Genomic DNA, 25,218 nt, shown 5'->3' on the forward strand with positions numbered 1-25,218 from the left:
TGTTCTGTATCGACCGTTCGAGGACCGGAAGGGCCTGTAAGTGAAGGAAAAGGGCCGGAAGGTCATCGCGACCAACCGCAAGGCACGTCACAACTACGCCATCATCGACACCTTCGAGACGGGGATCGCTCTCGTCGGGACCGAGGTGAAGAGCCTCCGGGAAGGCAAGGCATCGCTCGTCGACGCATTCGCCACCGTCGACGACGGTGAGGTGTGGCTGCGCGGATTGCACATCCCGGAATACGGGCACGGCACATGGACCAACCATGCTCCGCGCCGCACCCGCAAGCTGCTACTGCACCGCCGCGAAATCGACACCCTCGTCGGCAAGACCCGCGAGGGCAACCAGACTCTCGTGCCGCTGTCGATGTACTTCTCCGACGGCAAGGTCAAGGTCGAGCTCGCGCTCGCGCGCGGCAAGCAGGACTACGACAAGCGCCAGGATCTCGCGCGCCGGACCGCCGAACGCGAGGTGACCCGCGAACTGGGACGACGCGTGAAGGGTATGCGCCGCTGATCGCGGTCGCCCTCGCGCTGGTCGCGGCCCTCGCATACGGGCTCAGCGACTTCGCGGGTGGAGCATCGTCGCGTCGTGCCAGCGCCCTCGGCGTCATCGCCGTCACGTACCCGGTCTCGCTCGTAGTGTCACTCCTTGTCGCGCCGTTCGTCGGGGGAGGGCCGACGGCCGCGTCGCTCGGGTGGGGAGCGGTCTCGGGGATCGCCGGCGGCATCGCGATCTGGTGGTTCTATCTGGCGCTCGCCTCCGGACCGATGTCGGTAGTGTCCCCGCTCACCGCGATCCTTGTCGCGGGCATCCCTGTGCTCGTGGGCATTTCGCTCGGTGAACGTCCGGGACTGCTGTCGTATGTGGGCATCGTCATCGCGGTCGTCGCGGTGGCACTGGTCAGCCGCGAATCCGACGAGACCGTCGTCGGCAACGAACATCCCCGCTTCACCGTGAAGGTGGCGTGGCTGACGGTGGGGTCGGGCATCGCGTTCGCTTTGTCGTTCATCACGCTGGGCCAGATCGACGAAGGCACCGGGCTGTGGGGGCTCGTCGCCTCGCGTCTGACCGCGACACTCGTCGTGTGGTCCGTCATCGCGGTGGTCTGGCGCAAGGTGGTGTGGCCGACCCGGGACATGGTGCCGATCCTGCTCGGGATCGGTGCGCTCGACGTCCTCGCCAACGGTGCCCTCATCTTCGCCTACCAGCAGGGCATGTTGTCGCTCGTCAGTGTCGTCGCAGCCCTGTACCCCGCCGCGACGGTCCTCCTCGCGATGATCGTGCTGGGGGAACGCGTGGGCCGGCTCCGGCTGCTCGGCATGCTCGCGGCAGGTGTTGCGGTAGCGCTCATCAGTGTCGCGGCGTGAGTCTGCTCGAAGCCCGGCCGGAACCTGCGCGCCGACCGTAGCCTGAAGGTTGTTCGGGACAGCGACCTGCGAGCTCGTCTCTGCTTGCCGCGAGTCCGTGTGAGCTGCCGGGAGGCGACCGATGACCGATACTCTCGACCTGTCCGTCACCGTCGCGCGGAGGCTCGCCGACGAATCGGTGATCTGGCTGACCACGGTGGACGCGAAGTCCACGCCGGTGCCGACCCCCGTGTGGTTTCTGTGGAGGGATGGCAGCTTCCTGTTGTTCTCGCAGCCGGGCACACGCAAACTCGCAAACATCGCCGCCGATCCCCGCGTGGCGCTCAACCTCAACTCGGATGCCCACGGCGGCGACGTCGCGGTGTTCACGGGCCACGCCGTCCTCGACGCCGACGTTCCGGACGACGACTGGAACCGATACGTGGAGAAGTACGAGCAGCAGATGGCCTCCCTCGACTACACGCCCGCCCGCTTTCGCGACGACTACTCGGTGCCGGTCCGAGTGATTCCGGTCCGCGTCCGCCAGTGGTAGCGGATGCGGTGTGAGCAGGCTCATTCTCTCTCGTCGGCCCGCTGTGACAATGAGAATGACAACGGGCGGATTCGTCGCTACAGTGGGTAGTCCTGCGGGGTTACACGACCTCGCAGGGACGTGCGGGGCTGAACGGTTTCGACTGCGTACGTTGAGCTAGGGGAAGCGTGTCGGTGCAGGCAAGAGACCACCGTAAGCGTCGCTGCAACCAATTAAGCGCCGAGACCACTCAGCGCGAGTACGCCCTCGCTGCCTAAGTAGCGATTGCGTCTCTGTCAGACCGGGTTTGCTCTCGACCCGGATCCTGGCATCGACTAGAGAGCTTTACCGTTCGGCTCGGTCGCGGAGTCGGATGGGACATCAAACAGCGACTGGGATCGTCATCTCGTCTTGTTCGCGGGAACGGGAGATCCAAGTAGAGACATAGCGAACTGCACACGGAGAAGCCCTGGCGAGGCGGCGGAGGACCCGGGTTCGATTCCCGGCAGCTCCACCGAAACCCCGGGTGGGAGACCTTTCGAGGTATCCCACCCGGGGTCCTTTTTTTGACGAGGGAAGGCTAGCTAGCTCGTCGGCAGATCCGTCATCTTGTCGAGGCATTGCTCGAGCCCTGCCTTCGACAGGTCGCGTGCCTGTTCATCCGCGTACCCGAACTCCGTGACGGTCAGCATTGTCCGGCCGTCGCTGCCCGGCACGAACGTGATGACGTGCCGCACGTCTTCGGGGACCCCGGGCGGGGATGCGACCCGCGTGCCCGACGCATCGGTGAAGGCGAGGTCGAACTCGAGGAGACTGGTCGGCTCGATCCTGCGGTAGGTCCAGGTGTTGAACATGTCCTGTCCGCCGTACTCGGCCGGAGCGCGCATGCCGACCAGTGACGTGCCACCGACTCGGAAGTCGAGGTCCGCGACCGGAACGGTGAAACCGTGAGGTCCCCACCACCTCTTGACATGTTCCGGGTCCTGCCACGCGCGCCACACCTCCTCGGCGGGTGCACTGAACGTGCGGGTGCTGACGACATCGAAGGAATCGGCACGGTGCCCTCCTGTCGGGGTGGATCGGACGCGGTCGTCGGGTATGACCTGCGGGTCGGGAAGAAATCATCGGATCCCGCGGCTGTGAGAACCGAATACGTGTGACCGCCGACGTCGACGGATGTTCCGCCGGCGGGTCGCTCGATGGATACAGTCGGCAGGCATGAGGACCGCCCCCGCTCCGCTGCCCCGTCTGCGCCTGGCGTCGGCCGTGTACCGATTCCGGGAAAGCCTGTTCGCGTTGCCCGCGCTCATCGTCGTCGCAGGCGTGGTCGCCGCGGAGGTGACCGCGGTGCTCGACCGAACCGTCGAGGACGCGGACTCGGCGCCGTGGACCGTGGACATGCAGACCAACGCGGCGACGTGGTTGCTCAGCACCGTCGCCGGCGCCACCATCACCACCGCGGGAGTGGTTTTCTCGCTGACGGTCGTGAGCCTGCAACTGGCGAGCAGTCAGTTCTCTCCTCGCGTGATGCGCTCGTTCATCCGGGATCGCTTCAGCCAGACCGTAATAGGCATGCTCGTCGCGACGTTCGTATTCTGCGTCCTCACCCTGCGTCACGTCGGTGGTGACGCCACGTCGCCCGCACCGAGCATCGCGATGACGGTGTCACTTGTCCTGACCGTCGCGACGGTGATGCTGATCGTCGCGTACCTCGACCGGCTTGCACACCGGCTACAGGTCGGCGAGGTGGTCCGGTCCATCAGCAACGAAGCGGACCTGGTGATCGAGGCGATGACCCGTGCGGCAGAACGGGAAGTCCCGGCCGGGCCGGTGCGGTTCGACGAGTCCGCAGACGACGTCACAGTGCTGGCCCATGCGGACGGGTGGGTCTCGCAGGCGCCGACCGAGTACATCCTCCACGCGATCCCGCCGTCGACGGTCGTGCGACTCGAGACGCGACCGGGCGCGTATATCCACCGCGGGGAAGTTCTCATGCGCATTCATCCCGCACCGCAGGACGCCGAACGTGTACGCGCCCGCCTCCTCGCCACGGTCACGATCGGCGACGCCCGAACCATGCAGCAGGATTTCGACTTCGGACTGCGGCAACTCGTCGACATCGCGTTGCGCGCGCTCAGTCCCGCGATCAACGACCCCACGACGGCAATCGAGGTCGTTCTGCGACTGGGCAGTCTGCTGCGAATCGTCCTCGTTGCACCGGAGCAGGAAGTGTCGGTGGGTGGCCCCGACGGGCGGGTGCTGGTGCGACCGTGGCTGCTCTCGCCCGACGAATACATCGGGCATGCGTTCGACGAGATCCGTCGCACCAGTGCCGGTCAGGTGCATGTGACGCTGGCGCTGATCCGGGTGTTGCGGATGCTGGTCGAGCACGTCCGTGACGCGGGCCGGCCCGAGCATGTGCCCGCCCTCGAGCGGCAGATCCGGATGGTTCTCGAAACCGCCTCCGACCGCACCGACATTCACCCGGAAGATCTGGCGCTGCTCGAGGCGGTGGCCCGGTCCGCGGTCGATCCGGCCGAGCACCGTCTCGACTGATCGCCCAGCTTACGTCGGTGGGTACTCCGCGCATGCGTAGCTGATCTTGTGGGCAAGAACAGATTTCGACGGCACTGGTCGGTTGTCCGAGTGGCGCCGACGACCGAACAGAGGTAGAAAGAATAGGTCTTCTCCCGGCGCGATCGCGCCGGGAGACCCGGGTACAGCCAGTTGCCCGCCTGTCTGGGGTTCTCTCCCGGAGCGGGCTTACCCGTCCTCATCGAGGCGGTTCTCCGGTCAGGCACAGAGGTCGTATCGAGCTATTGCCCTGAAAGGACCACCCGGTCGAGATGAGTGATTCCACGTTTTCAGCTATCGGCACGTCGTCTGGTTCGTCCTCGGACCCTGTTCGCCATACCAGCCGAAGCGGATCGATGAGTACAGCAGAGATCAAAGCGCGCCTCGCGGTCATGTTCGGCGACGCCGACGAGGCCTCGTCCTCCGCAGAGGATGGGGATTCCCGGTAAGTACGAAGTGGATCGGGACGTCCGGTCGCCTCACGGCGAAAGGCATATCGCAGCTCCAGCCCAACGGAACTCTGCGACGGCAACGGGATTGAGCCCGGGGGACACGGTGCCGTCCCGATCCGCCCCGTTCAACACACTCTCGTTCCGCGGTATTCCGGGTACGCGGGTGTGATCGCGATCAACAGGGACCGGCGACATCGTGTGCCGCCGACCGGTCTACTGCCACGAACACACCGGAAGGGCCCGGCATCGAGCGGGGCCCTTCCGCGCGCCGGCGACGAGTTACCGCCGCCGTTGTTCTCGCCTCCGCGGGCCTAGTGGACGCCGTGCATGGGTTGCGGACAGTGTTTCGCATACACGCCACCGGCTATGCCTTCGGTATGCACTGTTTCGACACGCGCTGTGTAGAAGGAGGCCGACGATGACAGAAGAAGATCTGTTCGGGCGAATCGAACAGCTGGTCCAGCGTGAGCAGGAGTTGCGCAGGCAATCAGGAAGCGACGGGGTCTCCGACGAGGACCGCGAGGAACTGCGCATGGTGGAGGAGCGCCTCGATCAGTGCTGGGATCTGCTACGGCAGCGGCGGGCAAGGGCGGAGTTCGGTGGCGACCCCGACGATGCGGAGCCGCGCCCGGTGGGAGAGGTCGAATCGTATCGGCAGTAGGCGCGATTGTTCGCCCCGAAGATATTGGGGCACCGGGGTTTACGGGACAGTGGCGCCGCAGGTGGCGATATGAGCCGACCGGTACCTCGGGTGAGCGGTGCTGCACCGAGATCAATCGAACGCGGGAGGGCTCGGCATTTCTGCCGAGCCCTCCCGTCCCTGCATGCGTGGTACGAGTTTCCGCTCTTCTTGCCGCCGCGAGCCTTGGCTTCGGTGGGTTGCGCCTGCGTGCCCTTGCTGCCGGCCTCCCTGGGGATCGGCACTTTCTTGTCGCCGAGGCTTGCGGTGCCGGCTTCACCTCCGCGATGGGCCAGTTCTTCGGTGTCCTCACGGTTGCCGAACTGTCCGGGTTGTTCGAATCAGCCATCGGTACTTCTCATTTCGGATGATCGTCGTGCAGTGCGAGAGCCCCCTCTCACGGCGTCTCGTCCGCTGCAGACCCGGCACGTGAGGGGCTACACCCGTCGTTCGAATCGTGTTCTGTTCGCCCGCGATCAGGGGTGTACCTCGCGCATGCCCTGGCGCACACGGGCAAGATGAGACCTATACCGTCGACGAGGAGGTCACATGGCGCACGAACGAGCGGGGCAGCGGGCGACTGCGGAGGATCTGGAAGACCTCGCACACTTGGTCACCGCGTACTACACCGTGAAACCGGACCCGGAAGACCCACTGCAGCAGGTGGCATTCGGAACGTCCGGGCATCGCGGTTCGAGCCTCGCCGGTGCGTTCAACGAAGACCACATTCTCGCCACCACGCAGGCGATCGTCGAATACCGGGCGGGGCAGGGCACCGGGGGGCCGCTGTTCCTCGGCCGCGACACGCATGCACTGTCCGAACCGGCATGGGCTACCGCGCTCGAGGTGCTCGTCGCCAACGACGTCGAAGTCATCATCGATTCCCGCGATCGCTACACCCCGACGCCTGCGGTCAGCCATGCGATCCTGCGGCACAACGCAGGGGCAGGTCACCGTGCCGACGGGATCGTGGTGACCCCCTCCCACAACCCTCCGCGCGACGGCGGCTTCAAGTACAACCCGCCTTCGGGTGGTCCTGCCGACAGTGACGCGACCTCGGCGATCGCGGCACGCGCCAACGAACTGCTCGCCGCCGGACTCGCCGGTGTGAAAAGGGTTTCGGTGGCTTCCGCCCTGGGCGGGGCAGGGCGATACGACTTCCTCGCGACCTATATCGACGACCTGCCGAACGTCGTCGACCTCGGTGCGATCCGCGCCGCAGGACTGCGCATCGGTGCCGATCCCATGGGCGGCGCGAGCGTCGACTACTGGGGCGAAATCGCCGAACGGCACGATCTGGACCTGACGGTCGTGAACCCCCTCGTCGACGGAACCTGGCGTTTCATGACACTCGACACCGACGGCAAGATCCGCATGGACTGCTCGTCGCCCAATGCGATGGCGTCCATGATCGAGGCGCGTCACGATTTCGACCTGGCGACCGGCAACGACGCCGACGCCGATCGGCACGGCATCGTCACTCCGGACGCCGGTCTGCTCAATCCGAATCACTACCTCGCGGTGGCCATCGACTACCTGTTCCGGAACCGGCCCGGGTGGTCTGCCGAAAGTAAGGTCGGCAAGACCCTGGTCAGCTCGTCGATGATCGACCGGGTCGCCTCGGGTCTCGGCCGGTCCCTGCTCGAGGTACCGGTCGGTTTCAAGTGGTTCGTGCCCGGCCTGCTCGACGGCTCGCTGGGTTTCGGAGGTGAGGAGAGTGCGGGTGCGTCGTTCCTCCGGCACGACGGCTCGGTCTGGACCACCGACAAGGACGGCATCGTCCTGGCTCTGCTCGCTGCCGAGATCACGGCCGTCGCGGGCAAGAGCCCCTCGCAGTACTACGGAGACCTCGCGGCCCGGTACGGCAGTCCGTCGTACGCCCGGGTCGACGCACCGGCGACGCGCGACCAGAAGGCGGTGCTCGCGAAACTGTCTCCCGACCAGGTCGACGCCACCGAACTCGCCGGCGAGCCGATCACCGCGACGCTCACCACCGCCCCGGGCAACGGGGCCCCTATCGGTGGCCTGAAGGTGACCACGGAGAACGCATGGTTCGCCGCCCGGCCCTCCGGGACCGAGGACGTGTACAAGATCTATGCGGAGTCCTTCCGGGGCCCGGAGCATCTCGCGGAGGTGCAGCAGGCGGCCCGGGACCTCGTGTCGTCGGTCCTGTCCTGATCGGTCCCGTCCCGGCCGGCGTGCGGCGCGGAGATCCGCAGCGCCGGCCGGGTCGTGCGCGTAGCTAACATCGTGGGCATCATGCGTACACGTGAGGCGGCGTTGCCGCGGGAGATCTGGGTTCTGGTCGCGGCGAGTTTCGTCATCGCGCTCGGCTTCGGGCTCGTCGCCCCGGCACTCCCGCAATTCGCGCGCAGCTTCGACGTGGGAGTGACTGCCGCATCCGTCGTGATCTCGGCGTTCGCCGCGATGCGCCTGATATTCGCCCCGTTCAGCGGACGGCTCGTCCAGAAGCTGGGGGAGCGGCCCATCTACATCACGGGGCTGCTCATCGTGGCCGTCTCGACCGGCGCGTGTGCCTTTGCGGAAACCTACTGGCAGCTGCTCGTCTTCCGGGGGCTCGGCGGTATCGGCTCCACGATGTTCACGGTGTCGGCACTGGGCCTGCTGGTGCGTATCGCGCCGCCCGATGCCCGTGGTCGCGTCTCGGGCCTGTACGCCACCAGCTTCCTGCTCGGAAATATCTTCGGCCCCCTCGTGGGCGGCGCGCTGACAGGCCTCGGCCTGCGGGCACCGTTCCTGATCTACGCCGTGGCCCTGCTGATCGCCGCCGCTGTGGTGGGCGTGATGTTGCGCTCGTCGCACCTGGCGCAGCCCACCACGGGTGAAGGGCTTCGGATCATGGGGTTGCGGGAAGCGCTGGGCTCCCCGATCTATCGCGCCGCTCTCGGTTCGAACTTCGCCAACGGCTGGGCGGTCTTCGGGGTGCGCGTCGCGATGGTGCCGCTCTTCGTCGTCGAAGCCCTGGGGCAGGGAGAGGCGTTCGCAGGCATCGCTCTCACCGCATTCGCCGTGGGCAATGCTGTCGTGCTCATCCGCGCGGGCAGGTGGTCGGACCGGTACGGACGGCGACCGTTCGTCCTCGCCGGGCTCATGATCTGCGGTGTCGGCACCATCGTGATGGGGCTGACCGAGAGCGTGGCGCTCTTCCTCATCACGTCGTTCGTGGCAGGACTCGGGTCAGGTCTGTCGAACCCGTCGCAGCAGGCCGCGGTCGCCGACGTCGTCGGCAGCAAGGCGCGCGGTGGACCCGTCCTCGCCACCTTCCAGATGACGGCAGACGTCGGCACGGTGATCGGGCCGGTCGTGGCGGGACTGCTCGCCCAGTACCTGTCGTTCTCGACGGCGTTCGCCGTGACAGGCGTCATCATGCTGGTCGCCGCGGTTCCGTGGTTTCTCGCCGGCCGCCGCACCCGCGACAGCATCACCCCAGCGGACGAGGTGATCAAGGACACTGGCAGCTGAGCACGGGATCGGTACTGTCGAACGTGTGTGGATTCGCATCGTCTCGACGGCTGCGCGCGTGGGTTTGGCAGCCGTGTGGCTGGTGTCGGGGTGGAGCAAGTTCTCCGACCCCACCCAGACCGTAGTTGCGGTACGGGCGTACCAACTGATTCCCGCGGACCTGGTGCGGCCGTTCGCCGCGGTCTTCCCGGTGGTCGAACTCATCCTGGGACTGTTGCTGCTCATCGGGTTGGCGGTACGCCCGGCGGCGGTGGCGACTGCGATGGGCCTGGTAGTGCTCATCGCGGCGATTGCCTCGGCTTGGGCGCGCGGCCTGTCGATCGACTGCGGATGCTTCGGTGGTGGTGGTGTCGTCGCCGACGTCGGCGCCTGGGATTACGCCTCCGAGATCCTGCGAGACCTGGGATTCCTCGCGGCAGCCGTCTGGCTCATGGTGTTCCCGCGCACACCCGCCGCGCTGGGCCCCGGATCGCGGACGCTCTCAGTGCGTCCTCAGCCCACAGTGGCAGAGTGAACCCGGACATTCTCCGACGAACAAAGGGCAGAAGTCGTGAATGCGAAGAAGGTCAAACCGGTGAAGTACACGCCGGAACCGACGTCGAACAAGTTCACCTACATCCTCGGCGGCGTCGCTGTCGTGGTGATCGCGGCGCTCGTCATCGGCGGCGTGCTGTGGACCTCGGGCGGTAGTGACGCCCGGAACGACGGATACGGGACGGTGCAGAACGCCGCGGTGGAGGTGAGCCTCGACGACGGAGCGATTCTCCTCGGTCGGCCCGACGCCGCGGCCACCATCGATCTGTACGAAGACCCGATGTGCCCGTACTGCGCCGAACTCGAGCACAAGCACTCGCAGGAACTCGCCCAGGCGATCGACAACGGCGAGGTTGCTGTCCGGTACCACATTCTTGCGTTCCTCGACCGGCTGTCCAGCAGCGGCGATTACTCGACACGTTCTGTGGCCGCAGCGCAATGCGTCGCGGAGAGCGGTGACGCGGTGGTCTTCTCCAAGTTCCACGACACGCTCCTCTCGCCCGATACGCAGCCGGCGGAGGGCGGGGACAGCGACCTCGACAACGCTGCACTCGCGCAACTGGCACGCGATGCGGGCGCATCCGACGAAACCGTGCAGTGCATCGCCGACGGAGCCCGCGTGGAGCAGGCGGCCGTCGACGCGGAGGCCGGTAGGCAGAAGCTTGCGACGACCGGCGCGACCGGCACGCCTGCCGTGATCTACAACGGCACCGTCATCGATGCCCTCGGCAACGAGAACTGGATCGCCGAACTGTCCGGATAGCAGCGCGGTGGGAGGCCCCGGCAGGGCGCCTCCCACCGTTCCCCCGCCGACCAGGCGATTTGTTGGCGGCGAGCGCAATGGTGTAACTTTCTTTCAGCGCACGGGGTTGCCCCCGACGCGCAGAAAATGGATACGGGGCTATGGCGCAGCTGGTAGCGCACCACACTGGCAGTGTGGGGGTCAGGGGTTCGAGTCCCCTTAGCTCCACGTAACCCGAACACAAACTTGCCCCGCCTGATGGCGGGGCAAGTTTCGTTTGTGGGTGGGTCGATGAGGTCGACTCGTTCATCGCTCACCGTGCACCCCGTAGTCAGCTTCGCGGAGTCGCCGCCACTTCAGAGATACCGGCCCGTGATGCTGTCAGCGTCCGCGGCGATCTCGTCCGGCGTTCCCGTGGCGGTGATGCGTCCCCCTGAGGTGCCCCCTCCCGGACCGAGGTCGATCACGTAGTCCGCGTTGCGGATCATGTCGAGATCGTGCTCGATGATGACGACGGTGGCGCCGCGGACGATGAGACGGTCGAGCACACGGAGAAGCGTCCGCACGTCGAGGGGATGCAGTCCGATCGAGGGCTCGTCCAGCACGAACAGGGTGTCGTGCTGATCTCGGTCGATGTCGGCGGAGAGCTTGAGCCTTTGTGCCTCACCACCGGAAAGGGTCGTGGTCGCTTCACCGAGGGTGAGATACCCGAGGCCGAGGTCCGCGAGCACCCGGAGCCGGCTGTGCACCTTTCTGAGGTCGGCGAGTTCGGGAAGGGCCTGTTCGATGGTGAGCCGGAGCACCGCGGGTAGCGAGAGTGCTTCTCGTTGCTCTCCGTCGGCATGGGGCACGGTGCGGACGATGTCGTGGGCGGCGGCGTTGTAGCGGGCCCCCTCGCATCCGGGACAGACGATGTCGACGTCGGGGAGGAACTGCACGTCGAGAGAGATCTGCCCGGTGCCGTCGCAGTCCGGGCACCGCAACGACCCGGTGTTGTAGGAGAAATCGCCGGCTTTCAGGCCGCGTTCCTTCGCGTCGGGGGTGGCGGCGTACGCGCGCCGCAACTCGTCGAGGACGCCGCTGTAGGTGGCCACGGTCGAACGGACGTTCAGTCCGATGGGGGCGGCGTCGACAACTGCGACGCTGCCGATGCCGGCGGGATCGACGCTCGTCACGTGTGGGGGAAGCCTGTTCCCCGCGGCGACCGCGGTGAGCGCCGGGACGAGGCTCTCGAGGATCACGGTCGTCTTACCCGAACCGGACACGCCCGTGACAGCGGTGAGTCGTCCTTTGGGCAGGTCGACGTCGAGGGCATGGACCGTGTGGATCGGGGTGGTGGACATCCGGATATGCCCGTGATCGAACACCGCACCGGCCTCGGCCAGTGAACGGACACGCTCGTGCACCGTGTCCGTGAGGAACGGCGCGATACGGGACCGTGGGTTGCCCTCGAGTTCCGGCAGCGTGCTGGATGCGATGACGGTGCCGCCCTCTGCGCCGGAGCCGGGACCGATCTCGATGAGCCAGTCCGCTTCCCGGAGGACCTGGGTGTCGTGGTCTACGATCACGACGGAGTTCCCGTCCGCGAGCAGCTTCCTGATGACCGCGATGAGCCCGTCGATGTTGGACGGGTGCATCCCGATGGAGGGCTCGTCGAGCACGTACAGAACGCCGGTGGTGCGATTGCGGACGGCGCGCGAGAGCTGCACGCGCTGACGTTCCCCCGTGGAGAGAGTCGACGACGCGCGGTCGAGGGTGAGGTAGCCCAGCCCGAGGCCGAGCAGCATCCGGGCGGTCTCGACCATCTGGGTGACGATGCTGTCCGCCATCGCGGTCATGTCCGCGGGCACGAGAGCCGGGAGAGTCCGAACCCAGGCCGTGACGTCTTCCAGGGTTTTCGCTGTCGCGTCGGCGAGGGATATTCCGTCGACGAGAGTCGAGCGGGCCCGGGTGCTGAGTCTCGTGCCCTCGCAGGCCGGGCAGGTCTGCACGCTCAGGAACCGCTCGATCCGTCCCAGACCCTTCTCCGTCTCCGCCTTCTTCAACGCTTCGACGACGGACTGGTGGGCATTGCGGTAGGTGACGTTGAGGTCGAACAGCTTCCCGTTCTTCGACGGGTACAGGATCGAGCGCTTCTCCTCCGGGCCGGCGAACACGATCTTCCGTTCCTGCTCGGTGAGTTCGGCGAACGGCACCGTGGTGCGGACACCCATCTCGGCGACAACTTTCGGGTTCGCCACGAGTCCGAACATGCCCCACGGCGCGACCGCGCCCTCGTCGATGGTCAGCGACTCGTCCGGGACCAGGGTGGTGTCGTCGACGTCGCGCACGATGCCGGTACCGCCACAACGCTCGCACGCGCCTTCGCTGTTGAACGCGAAGGACTCGGCGCTCGGCGGGCCGAACACGACCCCGCACACCGGGCAGGTCAGTGGCAGATCGCGGGCGACATCGATCGTGGGTTCCATCAGGTGCCCGTTGGGACACCGATGGTGGCCGAGGCGGGAGAAGATCAACCGGAGGCTGTTCAGCAGCTCTGTGGAGGTTCCGAACGTGGATCGCACGCCGGGGACCGCGGGCCGCTGGCGGAGTGCGAGCGCGGCGGGGACGTGCTCGACGCTGTCGACTGCCGCGCGCGTTGCCTGCGTCAGCCGCCGACGCGTGTACGTGGACAGCGCCTCGAGATAGCGTCGCGATCCTTCCGCGTAGAGCACCCCTAGAGCGAACGACGATTTTCCGGATCCGGAGACGCCCGCGATGGAGACGAGCGTGTTCAGCGGTAGATCTACGTCGATGTGCCGCAGGTTGTTCACGTGCGCGCCACGCACGCGAATCGAGGTGGGGAGGGAACTCTGCGGTTCGTCGTGCTCGGCCATGCTGTGAGTCCCTCCGCGCAGGCGGTGAAGAAGCAGCCGCCTCGCCGACCCTTCTGGTCAGGGGAGCGCGCTGTCGAGACTGCCGGTAAGGGATTCCGTCCGGAACACCTACCGGTGTCAGGATTCGGACCGGTCTGTCCTCACGGTACTGGAGCAGAAGAAAAAACTCGGCGCCAGGACTCGCGGTACGGCCGCGGCGCTCGGGGAGGCCGGGGTCGAAGCTGCGAGTACTGGCGCCGAGTTACCTGGTGGTCAGGAAACGGGCTGCGGCGACGGGGTCGTCGTAGGCACCGTCGTGGTGGCCGGGGCGGTGGTGCCCGTCGGCTGCTCCGTCGTCGGCTCACCGGTGGTCGGCTGACCGGCGGTGGTCTCGCCCGTCGCCGGCGCCGGCGCGCCGGCACCTTCGGGAGCGGGAACTGTGCCCGGAGCCGGTGCGACGACGGGCGGCGTGCCCGACGGTGCGGCCGGTGCGGGGGCGACGCTCGGTGCGGGAGCACCCGGTGCCGGAGCGGAGGGTGCCGGTACAACGCCGTCCTGTGTCGGCGAGGTGTCCGTCTGCTCGCTGGGAGCGGGCGCGGGTGTCGTCTCGGAGGTCTCCGGGGTCTCGGAGCCTTCCGCAGCCTCGGCGGCGGCCATCATCCGCATCGCCTTGGCTTCGGCGTCCCTGGACACGGGCTTGCCCTGCTTGGCCTGCTCGGCAAGGTGGTTGAGCCATGCGGCCGCATAGTCGACGGTGCTGGTGCCCTTGCCGTCGATGTCGTCGTCCCAGTAGTCGAAGTGGTGACCGTAATGGTCGTCCGTCTCCTTGTTGTAACCGAAGGTCTGGTCGTACGGATCGCTCATGATCACCGCGAGGGTGTTCTGGTTGCTCCGCACAAATCCGACGACTTCCTTGAGGAGCTTCTCCGGGAGGTACGCGAGGTTGGCCAGGCGGTCCGCGGGGATGGGCTGGGCGCCGTCGGCGACCGGCGTGGTCTTGGGAGCCGCCGGGACGTAATCGGGGTCGGACACCTTGATCAGAACGTCGAGGAACGTCTCATCCGACTGCATCCAGTCCTCGTTGGCGGAGACATCGGCGAGGGCCAGCAGCGCGACCCGGCCCACGACCTGCGCGAGATCGGCACCCGTGGCAGGGGACAGCCCCTCCCGCTCGAACGCATCACCGTTGACCTGACGGCCGAGGTTGACCAGCAGTTCGATCAGGGCGATGTTGTCGGGCGTCGAGCATGCGAAGTCTCCCTCGGAGCAGAAGGAGGCAACCTTGCCGTCCAGATGGCCGAACCCGCCGCCCGTTCCGGGCAGCACTCCGCCACCGGGAGCGGGGCCCGCGCCCGGCTCGTAGGGACGGTCGAAGCCGTTGGGGTTGCTGGGATCGTCGGCGCCCGGGAAGAATCCTCCGTCGACGCCGCGGCCGGCGTCGGACAGAATGACGACTCCCGTGACCGCAGAAGGATCGCCGTTCGGCCAGGTGCCGTCCGGGTTCTGCTCCTGGTTGCCGATCTGCATCGCCGCACGCCGGGCGACATCCGCGCCTTCGCTGAAGCCGACGATGGCGAACTGCGTATCGGGGCACGAGGCCTGGATCGCCTTCATGACCTTGATGGTGTTGTCGGCGCCCGTGTTCACGGCGTCTTCGTAGCTCGACAGGTCGGCGGGGTACTCGACGTAGATCGCCGCGTACCCGTTCTCGCCCTCGTGGTCCTTCATCGGCGCGTTGATCACCGGATCCACCCAGTGGCTCCGGTACGCGCCCTGCTGCGCCGCGGGCAACCTGTTGCCGTTCTCATCGACGAGCATCTTGGTCTGGTCGCGGGGGGTGTCTCCACGTCCGCCGACGCCGATGCTGACCATGTCATGGCATTCGGTCGTCGAGGCCATACCCGCCAGAGCGGGGTCGGCGACGGTGGGCGGGGTCGGTTGCGGCCACGCGATGGCGACTGCCGCCGCGACCCCGAGCGCGAGAGGCGCGAGCACGCCCGCGAAAATCTTGCCGCGTGACGGCGACGTTCCATTAGCCATGGGCTTTTCCAATCCGTTTCACCTGTCGAACATCCGGTGCGAGGATGCGGGCGGGTCACATCACACGTCGTACAAACCCGTCCCTGTGTTACATCGAAGCCCGCGGCGGAGGAGAGACGCATGGACACATCCGACGGCTCGTCCGGGACCGAGCTCCCGGCCGCGATGGGAAAGGTGTCTCGGCGTGCCCTGTCCAAGCACGGATACACGCGGTTCGACGACCTGACCTCGGTGACGTCGAAAGAACTGCTGACCATCCACGGCGTCGGCCCGAAGGCGATCCGCATTCTGGGTGAGGAACTCGCCGGACGGGGCCTGCGCTTCCGGGACGAGTGATCCAAATCCAGCGTTCGCCCGCCGGGCTGCCCGTTCTGATCTTTCCCCCGGCCGGGCTCCTCCTCGACGACGCGTTGGGGCCTGCCGGGAGGCGATAGGGTCGATATCACCGATCGGCGCGAGCCACAGTACGAAGGAGACATCACCATGTCGCAGACAGTCCGCGGAGTTATCGCACGCGCGAAGGGAGTCCCCGTCGAGGTCGTCCCCATCGTGATACCCGATCCCGGGCCGGGCGAAGTCGTCGTCGCGATCGCTGCGTGCGGTGTGTGCCACACGGATCTGCACTACCGCGAGGGTGGAATCAACGACGAGTTCCCGTTCCTGCTCGGACACGAAGCGGCAGGTGTCGTCGAATCGGTCGGCGAAGGTGTCGAGTCGGTCGCCGTGGGCGATTTCGTGGTCCTGAACTGGCGTGCCGTGTGCGGGCAGTGCCGCGCGTGTAAGCGTGGTCAGCCCCAGTACTGCTTCTCGACGTTCAACGCCACCCAGAAGATGACCCTCGAGGACGGCACGGAACTGAGCCCTGCGCTGGGTATCGGCGCGTTTGCCGACAAGACCCTCGTGCACGCCGGCCAGTGCACCAAGGTCGATCCGAGCGCGGATCCCGCCGTGGTGGGCCTGCTCGGCTGCGGCGTGATGGCGGGCCTCGGTGCCGCCGTGAATACGGGCGGCGTGACGCGCGGCCAGTCGGTCGCGGTCATCGGATGCGGCGGCGTCGGCGACGCCGCGATCATGGGTGCCCGGCTCGCCGGCGCCGGCAAGATCATCGCCGTCGACCGCGACGACAAGAAGCTCGAGTGGGCCACCGACTTGGGAGCGACCCACACGATCAACTCCACCTCGACCGACGCGGTCGAGGCGATCAAGGAGATCACCGGCGGCTTCGGTGCCGACGTCGTGATCGACGCCGTCGGTCGCCCGGAGACTTACAAGCAGGCCTTCTACGCCCGCGACCTGGCGGGCACCGTCGTTCTGGTGGGTGTTCCGACTCCGGACATGACCCTCGAGATGCCGCTCATCGACTTCTTCTCCCACGGCGGCTCCCTCAAGAGTTCGTGGTACGGGGATTGCCTGCCCGAACGTGACTTCCCGACGTACGTCGACCTGTACCAGCAGGGACGTCTGCCCCTCGAGAAGTTCGTCACCGAACGGATCGGCATCGACGATGTCGAGAAGGCGTTCGAGACGATGCACCGCGGTGAGGTCCTCCGATCGGTGGTGGTCTTGTGAGCACCGTGTCGCCGATCCGGGTGGATCGGGTCGTCACCCGCGGGATCTTCGCCCTCGACGGCGGGGAGTGGGAAGTCGACAACAACATCTGGCTGGTCGGCAACGACGACGAGGTGGTGGTGATCGACGCCGCGCACACAGCGCAGCCGATCATCGATGCCGTCGGCGGCCGCAACGTGGTGGCGATCGTCTGCACCCACGCGCACAACGATCACATCACCGTCGCACCCGAGCTGTCGGACAAGCTCGACGCGCCGATCCTCCTCAACCCCGCAGACGACATGCTCTGGGAGATGACCCACCCGGGCGTCGCCCACGGCACAATCGAAGACGGGCAACGGATCTCGGTGGCGGGCACCGACATTCAGACGATCGCGACACCGGGTCACTCACCGGGTTCGGTCTGCCTGTACCTGCCCGAAGCCGGCGAATTGTTCACCGGCGACACGTTGTTCTCGGGCGGCCCGGGTGCGACCGGACGCTCCTTCTCGGATTTCCCGACGATCATCGGGTCGATCCGCGACAAGCTGTTCGCGCTGCCCGCCGAGACCACGGTGCACACCGGGCACGGTGACGGAACCACGATCGGCACGGAGTCTCCGCACCTCGAAGAGTGGATCAAGCGGGGTAGCTGACACCCGTCGCAGGTGGTTCCGGGGCCGGACGCCGCCGGAACCACCCGCGTGGGCGGCGTAGTGCTCGCCGCTACCCTCACCGTATGGCGAAGAAGCAGATACCGGTGGTGGTGGTCGCCGGGTTCCTCGGCTCGGGAAAGACGACCCTCCTCAACCATCTCCTGCGCAACACGCGCGGCGCGCGGATCGGTGTGATCGTCAACGATTTCGGCTCGGTCAACATCGACTCGATGATGGTGGCCGGCCAGGTCGACTCGATGGTCTCGCTCAGCAACGGATGCCTGTGCTGCGCAGTCGATGTCAGCGACATGGATGCGATGCTCGACCGGCTCGCCTATCGGTCGTCGGATCTCGATGTCATCGTCGTCGAAGCCAGTGGTCTCGCCGAACCCCGGAACATGATCCGTCTCGTCGTCGGGTCGGAGAATCCGTTCGTCACCTACGGCGGCCTCGTACTCGTTGTCGACGCCGTGGAATTCGACGGGGTCCGGGCAGCACATCCCGAGATCGAACAGCACGTCGCGCTCGCAGACCTGGTGCTGCTCAACAAAACCGACCGTATCGACAGCGACGCGCACGACGACCTGCTCGGCGTAGTGTGCGGCCTCAACTCCCGCGCCGCCGTCGTCTCGACCGAGCACGCGCGGATCGATCCGGCTCTGCTGTTCGACATACCCGACCGGCCCGAACCGCAGCCGGGCGAACAACTCACCCTCGACCGGTTGCTCTACCCGGAAGACGAACACGACCACGTGCATCTGCACGACGGGTACAACGCCGTCACGTTCGAGACCCGGGACGCACTACACCCCCGCGCGCTGGTCGATTTTCTCGAGAACCAGCCCGCAGGGGTGTTTCGTATCAAAGGCTATGTGCGCGTCGCCGCCGGACTACGAGTGAGCACGTACCTGGTGCACACGGTGGGCGATCACATCGGGTTCGAACCCGTCGGCCGCGGCGAGAGCGTCCCCGACTGCACCACGTTGGTGGTGATCGGTGCCGATCTCGACACGGACGCTGTCCGCGAACGATTGACGGGATGCATTGCGACCGAACCGGTGTCGGGCGACGCACTGTACGCCGTCCACCGGTTCACGCCACGCTGAACCCGGCTGGGGATCAGCGCGGGGTAGCAGTCGGGCGCGTCGAACGACGACGACCGGTGGCAGCGACTCCGCCGTGTCCGGTCGAGGAACGCTGTCCGGCCGGCGCACCCTGGCGGGTGGCGGAACCGGCGCCCTGACGGGACGAGGAACCCTGACGGGACGAGGAACCCGAGCCCGAGCCCTGACGTGCTGCGCCGCCCTGGGACGGGGTGCGGCGGCGTCCGCCGGCGGACCCACCGGACCGCTGCGGACGCGACGTACCGGCGGCCTGAGCCTGGACCGGCTTCGGCGCGACATACGGAGCGATTTCACCGACGAGCGCGAGAACGTGCTCGGAGTTCGCCGTCGACTTGATCGGCGTGACGTTGATCGCGGCCTTCCGCATGATGACGGCGAGATCCCTGCGCTGGTCCGGAAGGACGAGCGTGACGACGTCGCCGGCGCTTCCGGCGCGCGCGGTGCGACCCGAACGGTGCAGGTATGCCTTGTGCTCGGCCGGCGGATCCACGTGGACGACGAGTTCGACGTCGTCGACGTGCACGCCGCGGGCCGCGACGTCGGTGGCCACGAGAACCCGTGCCTCACCCGACGAGAACGCTGCAAGGTTCCGGTCGCGAGCGTTCTGCGACAGGTTGCCGTGCAGATCGACCGCCGGGATTCCCGAGTCGGTGAGCTGCTTGGCCAGCTTGCGGGCCTGATGCTTGGTGCGCATGAACAGGATTCGGCGTCCGTTGCCCGAGGCAAGGGTGCGAATGAGATCCTTCTTGGCGTCGACGCCGGCCACATCGAAGATGTGGTGCGTCATCGCCGCGACGGGGGAGTTCGCCTCGTCGACCGAGTGCATCACCTGGTTGTGGAGGAAGCGCTTGACGAGCTTGTCGACTCCGTTGTCCAGGGTCGCCGAAAACAGAAGGCGCTGGCCGTTGCTCGGCGTTGCGTTCATGATGCGCGTGACGCCCGGGAGGAAGCCGAGATCGGCCATGTGGTCGGCCTCGTCGAGCACCGTGATCTCGATCGCGTCGAGCGAGACGAACTTCTGGCGCATGAGATCTTCGAGGCGTCCCGGGCAGGCGATGACGATGTCGACGCCGCGGCGCAGGGCCTCGACCTGGCGGCTCTGCGACACGCCACCGAAGATCGTGGTCACCCGAAGGCCGGACGCATGCGCGAGAGGCTCGACGACCGCTGCAATCTGCGTTGCGAGTTCGCGGGTGGGCGCAAGTACGAGGCCGCGGGGACGGCCCGCAGCGCGGGTGGAGCCACCGGCGAGACGCGCGGTGAGGGGGATCGAGAAAGCAAGGGTCTTACCGCTACCCGTACGGCCGCGGCCGAGCACGTCGCGTCCCGCGAGCGTGTCGGGGAGGGTGTCGACCTGGATCGGGAAGGGGCTGGTGATTCCGGAGTCACTCAACGTAGCGACGAGAGGACGGGGAACACCGAGATCGGAAAAAGATGTGGTCATAGAACAGCGCTGCCTTTCACTGCGGCGTGTGTGCACTCGACGGGAAGTGTTCCCGTGGTGCTGACGTGATCGCCGCAAGGAAAGCCGGTGCGTGTGCAGAGAGCTGCAGTATGCATGCGGGTCGGGCACGATCCCGATCCCGCCGGTATCCCACGACGGTGGGTGTCTTCGTGACACCCGAACCACATCACCCTACCGCACACCCGGACGGGTACGGCCCGCTCGGTTACAGGCCGACCCACTCGGTGACACCGTGGGCGAAGTGCTGGCGCTTCCAGATCGGGACTTCGTGTTTGATGCGTTCCACCAGGTCGGCGCAGGTGGAGAAGGCTTCGGCGCGATGCGGCGCGGCGACGGCGGCGACGAGGGCGAGATCGCCGATGGTGAGATGTCCCACTCGGTGGACGGCGGCCACGGGAAGTCCCGACGCCGCGGCGGCCTCCTCGCAGCAGCGGCGCAGGAAGGCTTCCGCGTCGGGATGTGCCTGGTACTCGAGCGCGGTCACGGCCTGGCCGCCGTCGTGGTTGCGCACGACACCGGTGAACACCACCACCGCTCCGTGTTCGGGGCCGGCGACCGCGGCGTCCACTACCGCAGGGTCGAGCGGCTCCGCCGAAATCCTGGCCAGCACTTGGCTCTTGCCGCCGGTCTCGTCGGTCCGTCCCGTCGTGCCGACGCCGTCTGCTTCACTCATGTGCTCCGCCTCCTGCCACTTGCGCCAGTAGATGATCGAGGATCGGTTCCAGCGCGGCGAGTCCGTCCTTCACGCCACCGGGCGATCCCGGCAGATTCACGACGACCGTGCGGCCCGCGAGCCCGGCGACCCCACGTGAGAGGACCGCGTGAGGGGTGACCTCGAGTCCGCGTCTGCGGATCGAGTCCGCAACCCCCGGTAGTTCGCGATCGAGCACCGCGCGGGTCGCTTCGGGGGTGGCGTCGGTCGGCGACGCGCCGGTGCCACCGGTGGTCACGATCAACGCCGGTGCACCTCGGAGCGCATCTGCAAGGCCCGCGGCGATCTGCGCATCGGCATACACGAGCGGGCCGCGGACGCTGAATCCGTGCTCGCCCAGCCACTTCTCGATCACCGGGCCGGTGCGATCCTCGCGGGTTCCCGCGGCGACGCCGGTGGACGCCACCACGACGACCGCCGAACGCTCTGCCGAATCGCCACCGTCCGGCGCGGTATCGGCCTGCGGTTCGGCGCGCTGGGTGTCGGAGTCGCCGCGACGCCAGCGACCGTGCTTGCCGCCTTCCTTCGAAACGAGTCGGACCCCGTCCAGGGTCGCGGCGGGGTCGACGGCTTTGACCATGTCGTGCAACGTGAGTCCTGCGACGGCAACGGCGGTGAGTGCTTCCATCTCGACGCCGGTAGGGCCCTTCGTCTTGGCGGTCGCCTCGATGGTGATCGCGGTGTCGGTGAATCCGAACGTCACCTTCACCGACGACAATGCGAGCTGGTGGCACAAGGGAATCAGTTCCCAGGTCCGCTTCGCCGCGGCGATACCGGCGATGCGGGCGGTGGCGAGGACGTCGGCCTTGGGCATGTCGTCGGCCCGCACGAGCGCGACGACTTCCGGCGTGGTGACGAGGTGGCCGGCGGCGAGTGCTGTCCGCGTGGTGTCGGCCTTTGCGGACACGTCGACCATGCGGGCGCGGCCCTGGTCGTCGAGATGGCTCAATTCGCTCACAGTGTCAGCACTTTCACGAGGTCTCCGGCTTCGAGTGAGACGGTGTCGGCGGGGATGTCGAGAAGGACGTCGGCAGCGGCCAGACCGGCCACCTGGTGCGATCCGCGCCCGGCGGCGGGTCTCACGGTGCGACCGTCGAGGACACCGCGCAGGAACTGGCGTTTGCCCGCGATCGAGGTCAGATCGGTGGCAAGGGGAAGCATTTCGGTTACGGGCGGTGGGTATCCCGCTGCGGCTCGGAGTGCTGGGCGCGCGAACACCTCGAAGGAAACCAGTGCGCTGACGGGGTTGCCGGGAAAGGTCAGCACCGGAACGCCGTCGATCACCGCGGAACCTTGGGGGCCACCGGGCTGCATCGCGACCGAGACGAACCTGCCGCCCCTGGGCTGAAGAGTGTCTTTGACGACTTCGAAGTCGCCTTTCGACACCCCTCCCGAGGTGAACACGACATCGGCCACGCGCACGGCGTAGGAGAGCATCGTGGCGAACTCGTCGGGGTCGTCGTGGCAATGGTCGACCGAGACGACATCGGCGCCGTTGGCGGCGGCACTCGCGGCCAGGGCCGGGCCGTTGGAGTTGTAGATGCGGCCGGGGCCGAGCACCTCGCCCGCGGTGACGAGTTCGCTTCCGGTGGAGATCACCGCGACGCGCGGTCGTGCCCGGACCGGGATATCCGTCAGTCCGACTGCGGCGAGCGCAGCGATGTGGCGGGCCGCGAGCACCGTGCCCGCGGTGAGCAGGCAGTCGCCCACCCGGACATCGCTGCCGGCTTCCCGGACGTAGGTGCCCGGCGTCGTCCCGCGGCCGATCGTCACCGTGCCGGCGGCTTCGTCAGCGGTGGTGTCCTCGACGGGAACGACGGCGTCGGCCCCCTCGGGCATCGGCGCACCGGTCATGATTTTCAGTGCGTGTCCCGGTTCGAGGACTCCCGCGGTGTCCCCCGCCGCCACGACGCCCTGCACCGGCAGGGTCACCGGCGCGTCGGCCACGGTGCCGGATGCGACCGCGTAGCCGTCCATCTGCGAGTTCCGGAACGACGGAAGGTCGAGCGGGGAACTGATCGTCTCCGCGAGCGTGCGGTGCAGAGCCCGGGAAAGCGGGACGGTCGCGGTGGACCCCGCCCGCAGCACCGCGAGTAGTTCACCCACGTACTGCTCGTGTTCTTCCACGGACCGCCTGCCGCTCGTCATGCGGCCAATCCTAGGCATATCGCCGTCCGCATCCGGCCGCGTACTCGGTTAGAGCGGACTCGTCGGGTGCTTCGGTGTTCACGTTCGCGGGCAATGGGCATACTGGGCGTATGGCGATGGTGATCGGATGACGGCGGTGAACGTGGGGATTCCGTCGGTGCGTCGACGCGCAGACGACACCTCCGACCGGCCCGACGTACCGGATCTTCTCGACCGCTTCGGTCGGGTGGCCCGCGACCTGCGTGTCTCCATCACCGAGAAGTGCTCGCTGCGCTGCACCTATTGCATGCCGGAAGAGGGGCTTCCACCCATCCCTCGTGAGCAACTCCTCACGGTCGACGAGATCGTGCGCCTGGTCGGTATCGCGACCGGCAGGCTCGGCATCCGCGAGGTGCGCTTCACCGGCGGCGAACCCCTGGTACGCCGCGACCTCGAGGCGATCATCCAAGGCTGCTCCCGTGTCGCGCCCGGAATCCCGCTCGCGGTCACCACCAACGCGGTCGGTCTGGAGCATCGGGCGCACGCGCTCGCGCAGGCCGGACTCACCCGCGTCAACATCTCCCTGGACACGATCGACCGCGATCACTTTGCCCAGCTCACCCGCCGCGATCGCCTCGGGTCGGTGCTCGCCGGCATCCGCGCCGCGAAGGACGCGGGCTTTGCCCGGGTGAAGGTCAACGCCGTCCTCATGCCCGAAACCCTGCACGGCGCCGCAGACCTCCTCGGATGGTGTCTCGAGGAGCAGGTGGAGTTGCGGTTCATCGAGCAGATGCCGCTCGACGCCGACCACGAATGGGCGCGGTCGCGGATGGTGACCGCACAGGGCCTGCTCGATGCCCTCGGGGAGCGCTTCACCCTTACCGAGACCGAACGTGAGGATCCTTCGGCACCGGCCGAGCGCTGGCTCGTCGACGGGGGTCCCGCGACCGTCGGCATCATCGCCTCGGTGACCCGCTCGTTCTGCTCGGACTGCGACCGCACCAGGCTCACGGCGGAAGGTACGGTCCGGTCCTGCCTGTTCAGCGACCAGGAGACGGACCTGAGGGCTGCGCTGCGCGGCGGCGCGACCGACGACGAGCTGGTGGATCTCTGGCGGGGTGCGATGTGGAACAAGTGGGCCGGGCACGGTATCGACGCGGCGGACTTCGCGCCGCCGCAACGCAGTATGGGAGCGATCGGTGGCTGACGTGGTGAACGGAATCGAGGTCCGGTATTTCGCGGCCGCGACCGACGCGTCCGGGTGCGAGAAGGAGACCGTGGCATTGCCCGCCGGCTCCGATCTCGGTGCTCTACGGACGGTGCTCGTGGAGCGGTACGGCCCCGCCATGGAGCGGGTTCTGTCGGTCGCGGCGTATCTCGTCGAGCCGGGAGACGGTGGCGCCGGGGAACTCACCCGCGATCTGTCCCGTCCGGCGGGTGCCCGGGTCGACGTGCTGCCCCCGTTCGCCGGCGGCTGAGCACCCTCCCGGGCGTCTGCCCTACCTCCACCAGGTGTCGGACGGTGCCACCGGCATCACGCGCTTGTGGTACGTGTCGAGGAATTTGCCTTCGAGTCGTTTCGCGAGATCATCGGTGACGTCCTTGCCCTCGAGGTAGTCGTCGATCTCGCTGTACGTCATGCCGAGTGCTTCTTCGTCGGGCAGAGCCGGACGGTCGTCCTCGAGGTCTGCGGTGGGGACCTTGCTCCAGGTGCTCTCCGGTGCCCCGAGTTCCCGGAGCAACGCCGCCCCCTGCCGCTTGGTGAGCCCGGCCAGCGGCGTGATGTCGACACCGCCGTCTCCGTACTTGGTGTAGAAACCCGTGACGGCCTCGGCGGCGTGATCGGTGCCGACCACGAGGTGTCCCAGTTCGCCGGCGATCGCGTACTGGAGCATCATGCGCTCGCGTGCCTTGATGTTTCCCCGGACGAAATCGCGAATGGTGCTTCCGTGGCCGGGGATTTCGCCCAGCGCTCGTCCCGCTTCGGCCGCGGTGGCGTCGGTTCCGGGTTTGATGTCCGCCCGCACCGTGCGGTCGGGCTGGATGAAGTCGAGCGCGATCTGTGCGTCGTGCTCGTCGGCCTGCTGCCCGTAGGGGAGGCGCACGGCGACGAATTCCGCGTCGTGCCCGCCGTGTCGAAGCTTCTCGACGGCGAGCTGAGCGAGGCGTCCGGCGAGCGTGCTGTCCTGACCGCCGCTGATGCCGAGCACCAGACCTTTCGCCGGCGTAGCGGCAAGATAGTCGGCGAGAAACTGTACTCGCGAATCGATCTCGCTCCGCGGATCGATGGAGGGCTTGACGCCGAGTTCTTCGATGATCCGATCGCGCAGGTTCGTCATTGCCGC

At 67.2% G+C, this 25,218-nt stretch carries 23 protein-coding genes, 1 tRNA gene and 1 other RNA gene; 17 read left to right on the plus strand and 8 right to left on the minus strand.

Annotated elements, in window-relative coordinates:
• The first annotated feature begins 40 nt into the window (after positions 1-40).
• From smpB to ssrA, 4 genes are all read left to right on the plus strand, one after another.
• Positions 41-517 (plus strand): SsrA-binding protein SmpB, encoded by a 477-nt coding sequence (gene smpB / locus HF886_RS05090; RefSeq protein WP_169619705.1) that lies wholly within the window; start codon positions 41-43, stop codon positions 515-517.
• Entirely contained in the window at positions 514-1,371 is an 858-nt protein-coding gene (locus tag HF886_RS05095) for a DMT family transporter (RefSeq protein WP_169651826.1), read from the plus strand. Before smpB ends, HF886_RS05095 begins: the two co-directional genes overlap by 4 nt.
• A 121-nt stretch (positions 1,372-1,492) precedes the next feature.
• Entirely contained in the window at positions 1,493-1,903 is a 411-nt protein-coding gene (locus HF886_RS05100) for a TIGR03667 family PPOX class F420-dependent oxidoreductase (RefSeq protein ID WP_169651721.1), read from the plus strand.
• 124 nt (positions 1,904-2,027) lie between these two features.
• Positions 2,028-2,399, plus strand: a transfer-messenger RNA (tmRNA) gene (gene ssrA, locus HF886_RS05105).
• 67 nt (positions 2,400-2,466) lie between these two features.
• Here the strand turns inward: ssrA and HF886_RS05110 are convergent.
• Positions 2,467-2,982 carry an SRPBCC domain-containing protein gene (locus HF886_RS05110; RefSeq protein WP_346765303.1) on the minus strand — a complete coding sequence of 172 codons (516 nt, stop codon included), beginning with the start codon at positions 2,980-2,982 and terminating at the stop codon, positions 2,467-2,469.
• Positions 2,983-3,100: 118 nt separating this feature from the next.
• Between HF886_RS05110 and HF886_RS05115 the strand changes: the two genes are divergently transcribed.
• The 7 genes from HF886_RS05115 (at position 3,101) to HF886_RS05145 (ending at position 10,574) form a co-directional block, all read left to right on the plus strand.
• Positions 3,101-4,438 (plus strand): DUF2254 domain-containing protein, encoded by a 1,338-nt coding sequence (locus HF886_RS05115; RefSeq protein ID WP_206038545.1) that lies wholly within the window; start codon positions 3,101-3,103, stop codon positions 4,436-4,438.
• A gap of 888 nt (positions 4,439-5,326) precedes the next feature.
• On the plus strand, positions 5,327-5,569 hold the full coding sequence (locus HF886_RS05120) for a DUF2630 family protein (protein ID WP_169651723.1): 243 nt from the start codon (positions 5,327-5,329) through the stop codon (positions 5,567-5,569).
• Positions 5,570-6,136: 567 nt separating this feature from the next.
• The gene (gene pgm / locus HF886_RS05125; RefSeq protein WP_169651724.1) at positions 6,137-7,765 is read left to right on the plus strand and encodes a phosphoglucomutase (alpha-D-glucose-1,6-bisphosphate-dependent); all 1,629 of its coding nucleotides are present in this window, start codon (positions 6,137-6,139) and stop codon (positions 7,763-7,765) included.
• Between the two features lie 81 nt (positions 7,766-7,846).
• Positions 7,847-9,070: an MFS transporter gene (locus HF886_RS05130; RefSeq protein WP_169651725.1), complete on the plus strand. Its 1,224-nt coding sequence runs from the start codon at positions 7,847-7,849 to the stop codon at positions 9,068-9,070.
• Positions 9,071-9,095: 25 nt separating this feature from the next.
• Positions 9,096-9,584 (plus strand): MauE/DoxX family redox-associated membrane protein, encoded by a 489-nt coding sequence (locus HF886_RS05135; RefSeq protein ID WP_169651726.1) that lies wholly within the window; start codon positions 9,096-9,098, stop codon positions 9,582-9,584.
• Positions 9,585-9,620: 36 nt separating this feature from the next.
• A complete protein-coding gene (locus HF886_RS05140) occupies positions 9,621-10,367 on the plus strand; it encodes a DsbA family protein (RefSeq protein ID WP_169651727.1) in 747 nt (248 codons plus the stop codon).
• Between the two features lie 134 nt (positions 10,368-10,501).
• A tRNA-Ala gene (locus tag HF886_RS05145) sits at positions 10,502-10,574 on the plus strand.
• A gap of 128 nt (positions 10,575-10,702) precedes the next feature.
• On the opposite strand, the gene HF886_RS05150 is transcribed toward HF886_RS05145, so the two are convergent.
• Together HF886_RS05150 and HF886_RS05155 are read right to left on the minus strand one after the other, a co-directional pair.
• On the minus strand, positions 10,703-13,222 hold the full coding sequence (locus tag HF886_RS05150; RefSeq protein WP_169651728.1) for an excinuclease ABC subunit UvrA: 2,520 nt from the start codon (positions 13,220-13,222) through the stop codon (positions 10,703-10,705).
• Positions 13,223-13,474: 252 nt separating this feature from the next.
• On the minus strand, positions 13,475-15,241 hold the full coding sequence (locus HF886_RS05155; protein ID WP_169651729.1) for a cutinase family protein: 1,767 nt from the start codon (positions 15,239-15,241) through the stop codon (positions 13,475-13,477).
• Positions 15,242-15,361: 120 nt separating this feature from the next.
• On the opposite strand from HF886_RS05155, the gene HF886_RS05160 reads away from it, so the two are divergent.
• The 4 genes from HF886_RS05160 (at position 15,362) to HF886_RS05175 (ending at position 18,551) form a co-directional block, all read left to right on the plus strand.
• Complete coding sequence (locus HF886_RS05160) at positions 15,362-15,577, plus strand: hypothetical protein (RefSeq protein WP_169619693.1); 216 nt, start codon at positions 15,362-15,364, stop codon at positions 15,575-15,577.
• A gap of 147 nt (positions 15,578-15,724) precedes the next feature.
• Complete coding sequence (locus HF886_RS05165) at positions 15,725-16,810, plus strand: S-(hydroxymethyl)mycothiol dehydrogenase (protein WP_169651730.1); 1,086 nt, start codon at positions 15,725-15,727, stop codon at positions 16,808-16,810.
• Positions 16,807-17,445 (plus strand): MBL fold metallo-hydrolase, encoded by a 639-nt coding sequence (locus HF886_RS05170; RefSeq protein WP_296549434.1) that lies wholly within the window; start codon positions 16,807-16,809, stop codon positions 17,443-17,445. The genes HF886_RS05165 and HF886_RS05170 overlap by 4 nt, the downstream gene beginning before the upstream one ends.
• Positions 17,446-17,528: 83 nt before the next feature.
• Positions 17,529-18,551, plus strand: a complete 1,023-nt coding sequence (locus HF886_RS05175) for a GTP-binding protein (RefSeq protein ID WP_169651731.1) — start codon at positions 17,529-17,531, stop codon at positions 18,549-18,551.
• 13 nt (positions 18,552-18,564) lie between these two features.
• Here the strand turns inward: HF886_RS05175 and HF886_RS05180 are convergent, their stop codons facing one another.
• The 4 genes from HF886_RS05180 to glp all read right to left on the minus strand — a co-directional run bounded on the left by HF886_RS05180 (position 18,565) and on the right by glp (position 22,894).
• Positions 18,565-20,013 (minus strand): DEAD/DEAH box helicase, encoded by a 1,449-nt coding sequence (locus HF886_RS05180; protein ID WP_169651732.1) that lies wholly within the window; start codon positions 20,011-20,013, stop codon positions 18,565-18,567.
• A 226-nt stretch (positions 20,014-20,239) separates the two neighbouring features.
• Positions 20,240-20,707, minus strand: coding sequence for a molybdenum cofactor biosynthesis protein MoaE (locus tag HF886_RS05185; RefSeq protein WP_169619689.1), 468 nt, complete (start codon positions 20,705-20,707; stop codon positions 20,240-20,242).
• Positions 20,700-21,704, minus strand: a complete 1,005-nt coding sequence (moaCB, locus tag HF886_RS05190) for a bifunctional molybdenum cofactor biosynthesis protein MoaC/MoaB (RefSeq protein WP_169619688.1) — start codon at positions 21,702-21,704, stop codon at positions 20,700-20,702. The genes HF886_RS05185 and moaCB overlap by 8 nt, the downstream gene beginning before the upstream one ends.
• Positions 21,701-22,894 (minus strand): gephyrin-like molybdotransferase Glp, encoded by a 1,194-nt coding sequence (gene glp, locus HF886_RS05195; RefSeq protein WP_169651733.1) that lies wholly within the window; start codon positions 22,892-22,894, stop codon positions 21,701-21,703. Before glp ends, moaCB begins: the two co-directional genes overlap by 4 nt.
• Before the next feature lie 127 nt (positions 22,895-23,021).
• Between glp and moaA the strand changes: the two genes are divergently transcribed.
• Together moaA and HF886_RS05205 are read left to right on the plus strand one after the other, a co-directional pair.
• A complete protein-coding gene (gene moaA, locus HF886_RS05200; protein ID WP_169619686.1) occupies positions 23,022-24,080 on the plus strand; it encodes a GTP 3',8-cyclase MoaA in 1,059 nt (352 codons plus the stop codon).
• Positions 24,073-24,351, plus strand: coding sequence for a MoaD/ThiS family protein (locus tag HF886_RS05205; RefSeq protein WP_169619685.1), 279 nt, complete (start codon positions 24,073-24,075; stop codon positions 24,349-24,351). Before moaA ends, HF886_RS05205 begins: the two co-directional genes overlap by 8 nt.
• Before the next feature lie 21 nt (positions 24,352-24,372).
• Here HF886_RS05205 and nadE read toward each other — a convergent pair whose 3' ends face one another.
• The gene (nadE, locus tag HF886_RS05210) at positions 24,373-25,212 is read right to left on the minus strand and encodes an ammonia-dependent NAD(+) synthetase (RefSeq protein WP_169651734.1); all 840 of its coding nucleotides are present in this window, start codon (positions 25,210-25,212) and stop codon (positions 24,373-24,375) included.
• Positions 25,213-25,218 lie beyond the last annotated feature (6 nt).

This window comes from Rhodococcus sp. 105337, assembly GCF_012844225.1.
Classification (GTDB): Bacteria; Actinomycetota; Actinomycetes; order Mycobacteriales; family Mycobacteriaceae; genus Rhodococcus.

Bases quoted from the DNA above. Each gene is read 5' to 3' on its own strand.
- HF886_RS05155 (WP_169651729.1), bottom strand. From the start codon at position 15,241: ATGGCTAATGGAACGTCGCCGTCACGCGGCAAGATTTTCGCGGGCGTG.
- HF886_RS05115 (WP_206038545.1), top strand. From the start codon at position 3,101: ATGAGGACCGCCCCCGCTCCGCTGCCCCGTCTGCGCCTGGCGTCGGCC.
- glp (WP_169651733.1), bottom strand. From the start codon at position 22,894: ATGACGAGCGGCAGGCGGTCCGTGGAAGAACACGAGCAGTACGTGGGT.
- nadE (WP_169651734.1), bottom strand. From the start codon at position 25,212: ATGACGAACCTGCGCGATCGGATCATCGAAGAACTCGGCGTCAAGCCC.
- HF886_RS05185 (WP_169619689.1), bottom strand. From the start codon at position 20,707: ATGAGTGAAGCAGACGGCGTCGGCACGACGGGACGGACCGACGAGACC.
- HF886_RS05175 (WP_169651731.1), top strand. From the start codon at position 17,529: ATGGCGAAGAAGCAGATACCGGTGGTGGTGGTCGCCGGGTTCCTCGGC.
- pgm (WP_169651724.1), top strand. From the start codon at position 6,137: ATGGCGCACGAACGAGCGGGGCAGCGGGCGACTGCGGAGGATCTGGAA.
- HF886_RS05100 (WP_169651721.1), top strand. From the start codon at position 1,493: ATGACCGATACTCTCGACCTGTCCGTCACCGTCGCGCGGAGGCTCGCC.
- HF886_RS05150 (WP_169651728.1), bottom strand. From the start codon at position 13,222: ATGGCCGAGCACGACGAACCGCAGAGTTCCCTCCCCACCTCGATTCGC.
- HF886_RS05180 (WP_169651732.1), bottom strand. From the start codon at position 20,013: ATGACCACATCTTTTTCCGATCTCGGTGTTCCCCGTCCTCTCGTCGCT.
- HF886_RS05130 (WP_169651725.1), top strand. From the start codon at position 7,847: ATGCGTACACGTGAGGCGGCGTTGCCGCGGGAGATCTGGGTTCTGGTC.
- moaA (WP_169619686.1), top strand. From the start codon at position 23,022: ATGACGGCGGTGAACGTGGGGATTCCGTCGGTGCGTCGACGCGCAGAC.
- HF886_RS05160 (WP_169619693.1), top strand. From the start codon at position 15,362: ATGGACACATCCGACGGCTCGTCCGGGACCGAGCTCCCGGCCGCGATG.
- HF886_RS05165 (WP_169651730.1), top strand. From the start codon at position 15,725: ATGTCGCAGACAGTCCGCGGAGTTATCGCACGCGCGAAGGGAGTCCCC.
- HF886_RS05120 (WP_169651723.1), top strand. From the start codon at position 5,327: ATGACAGAAGAAGATCTGTTCGGGCGAATCGAACAGCTGGTCCAGCGT.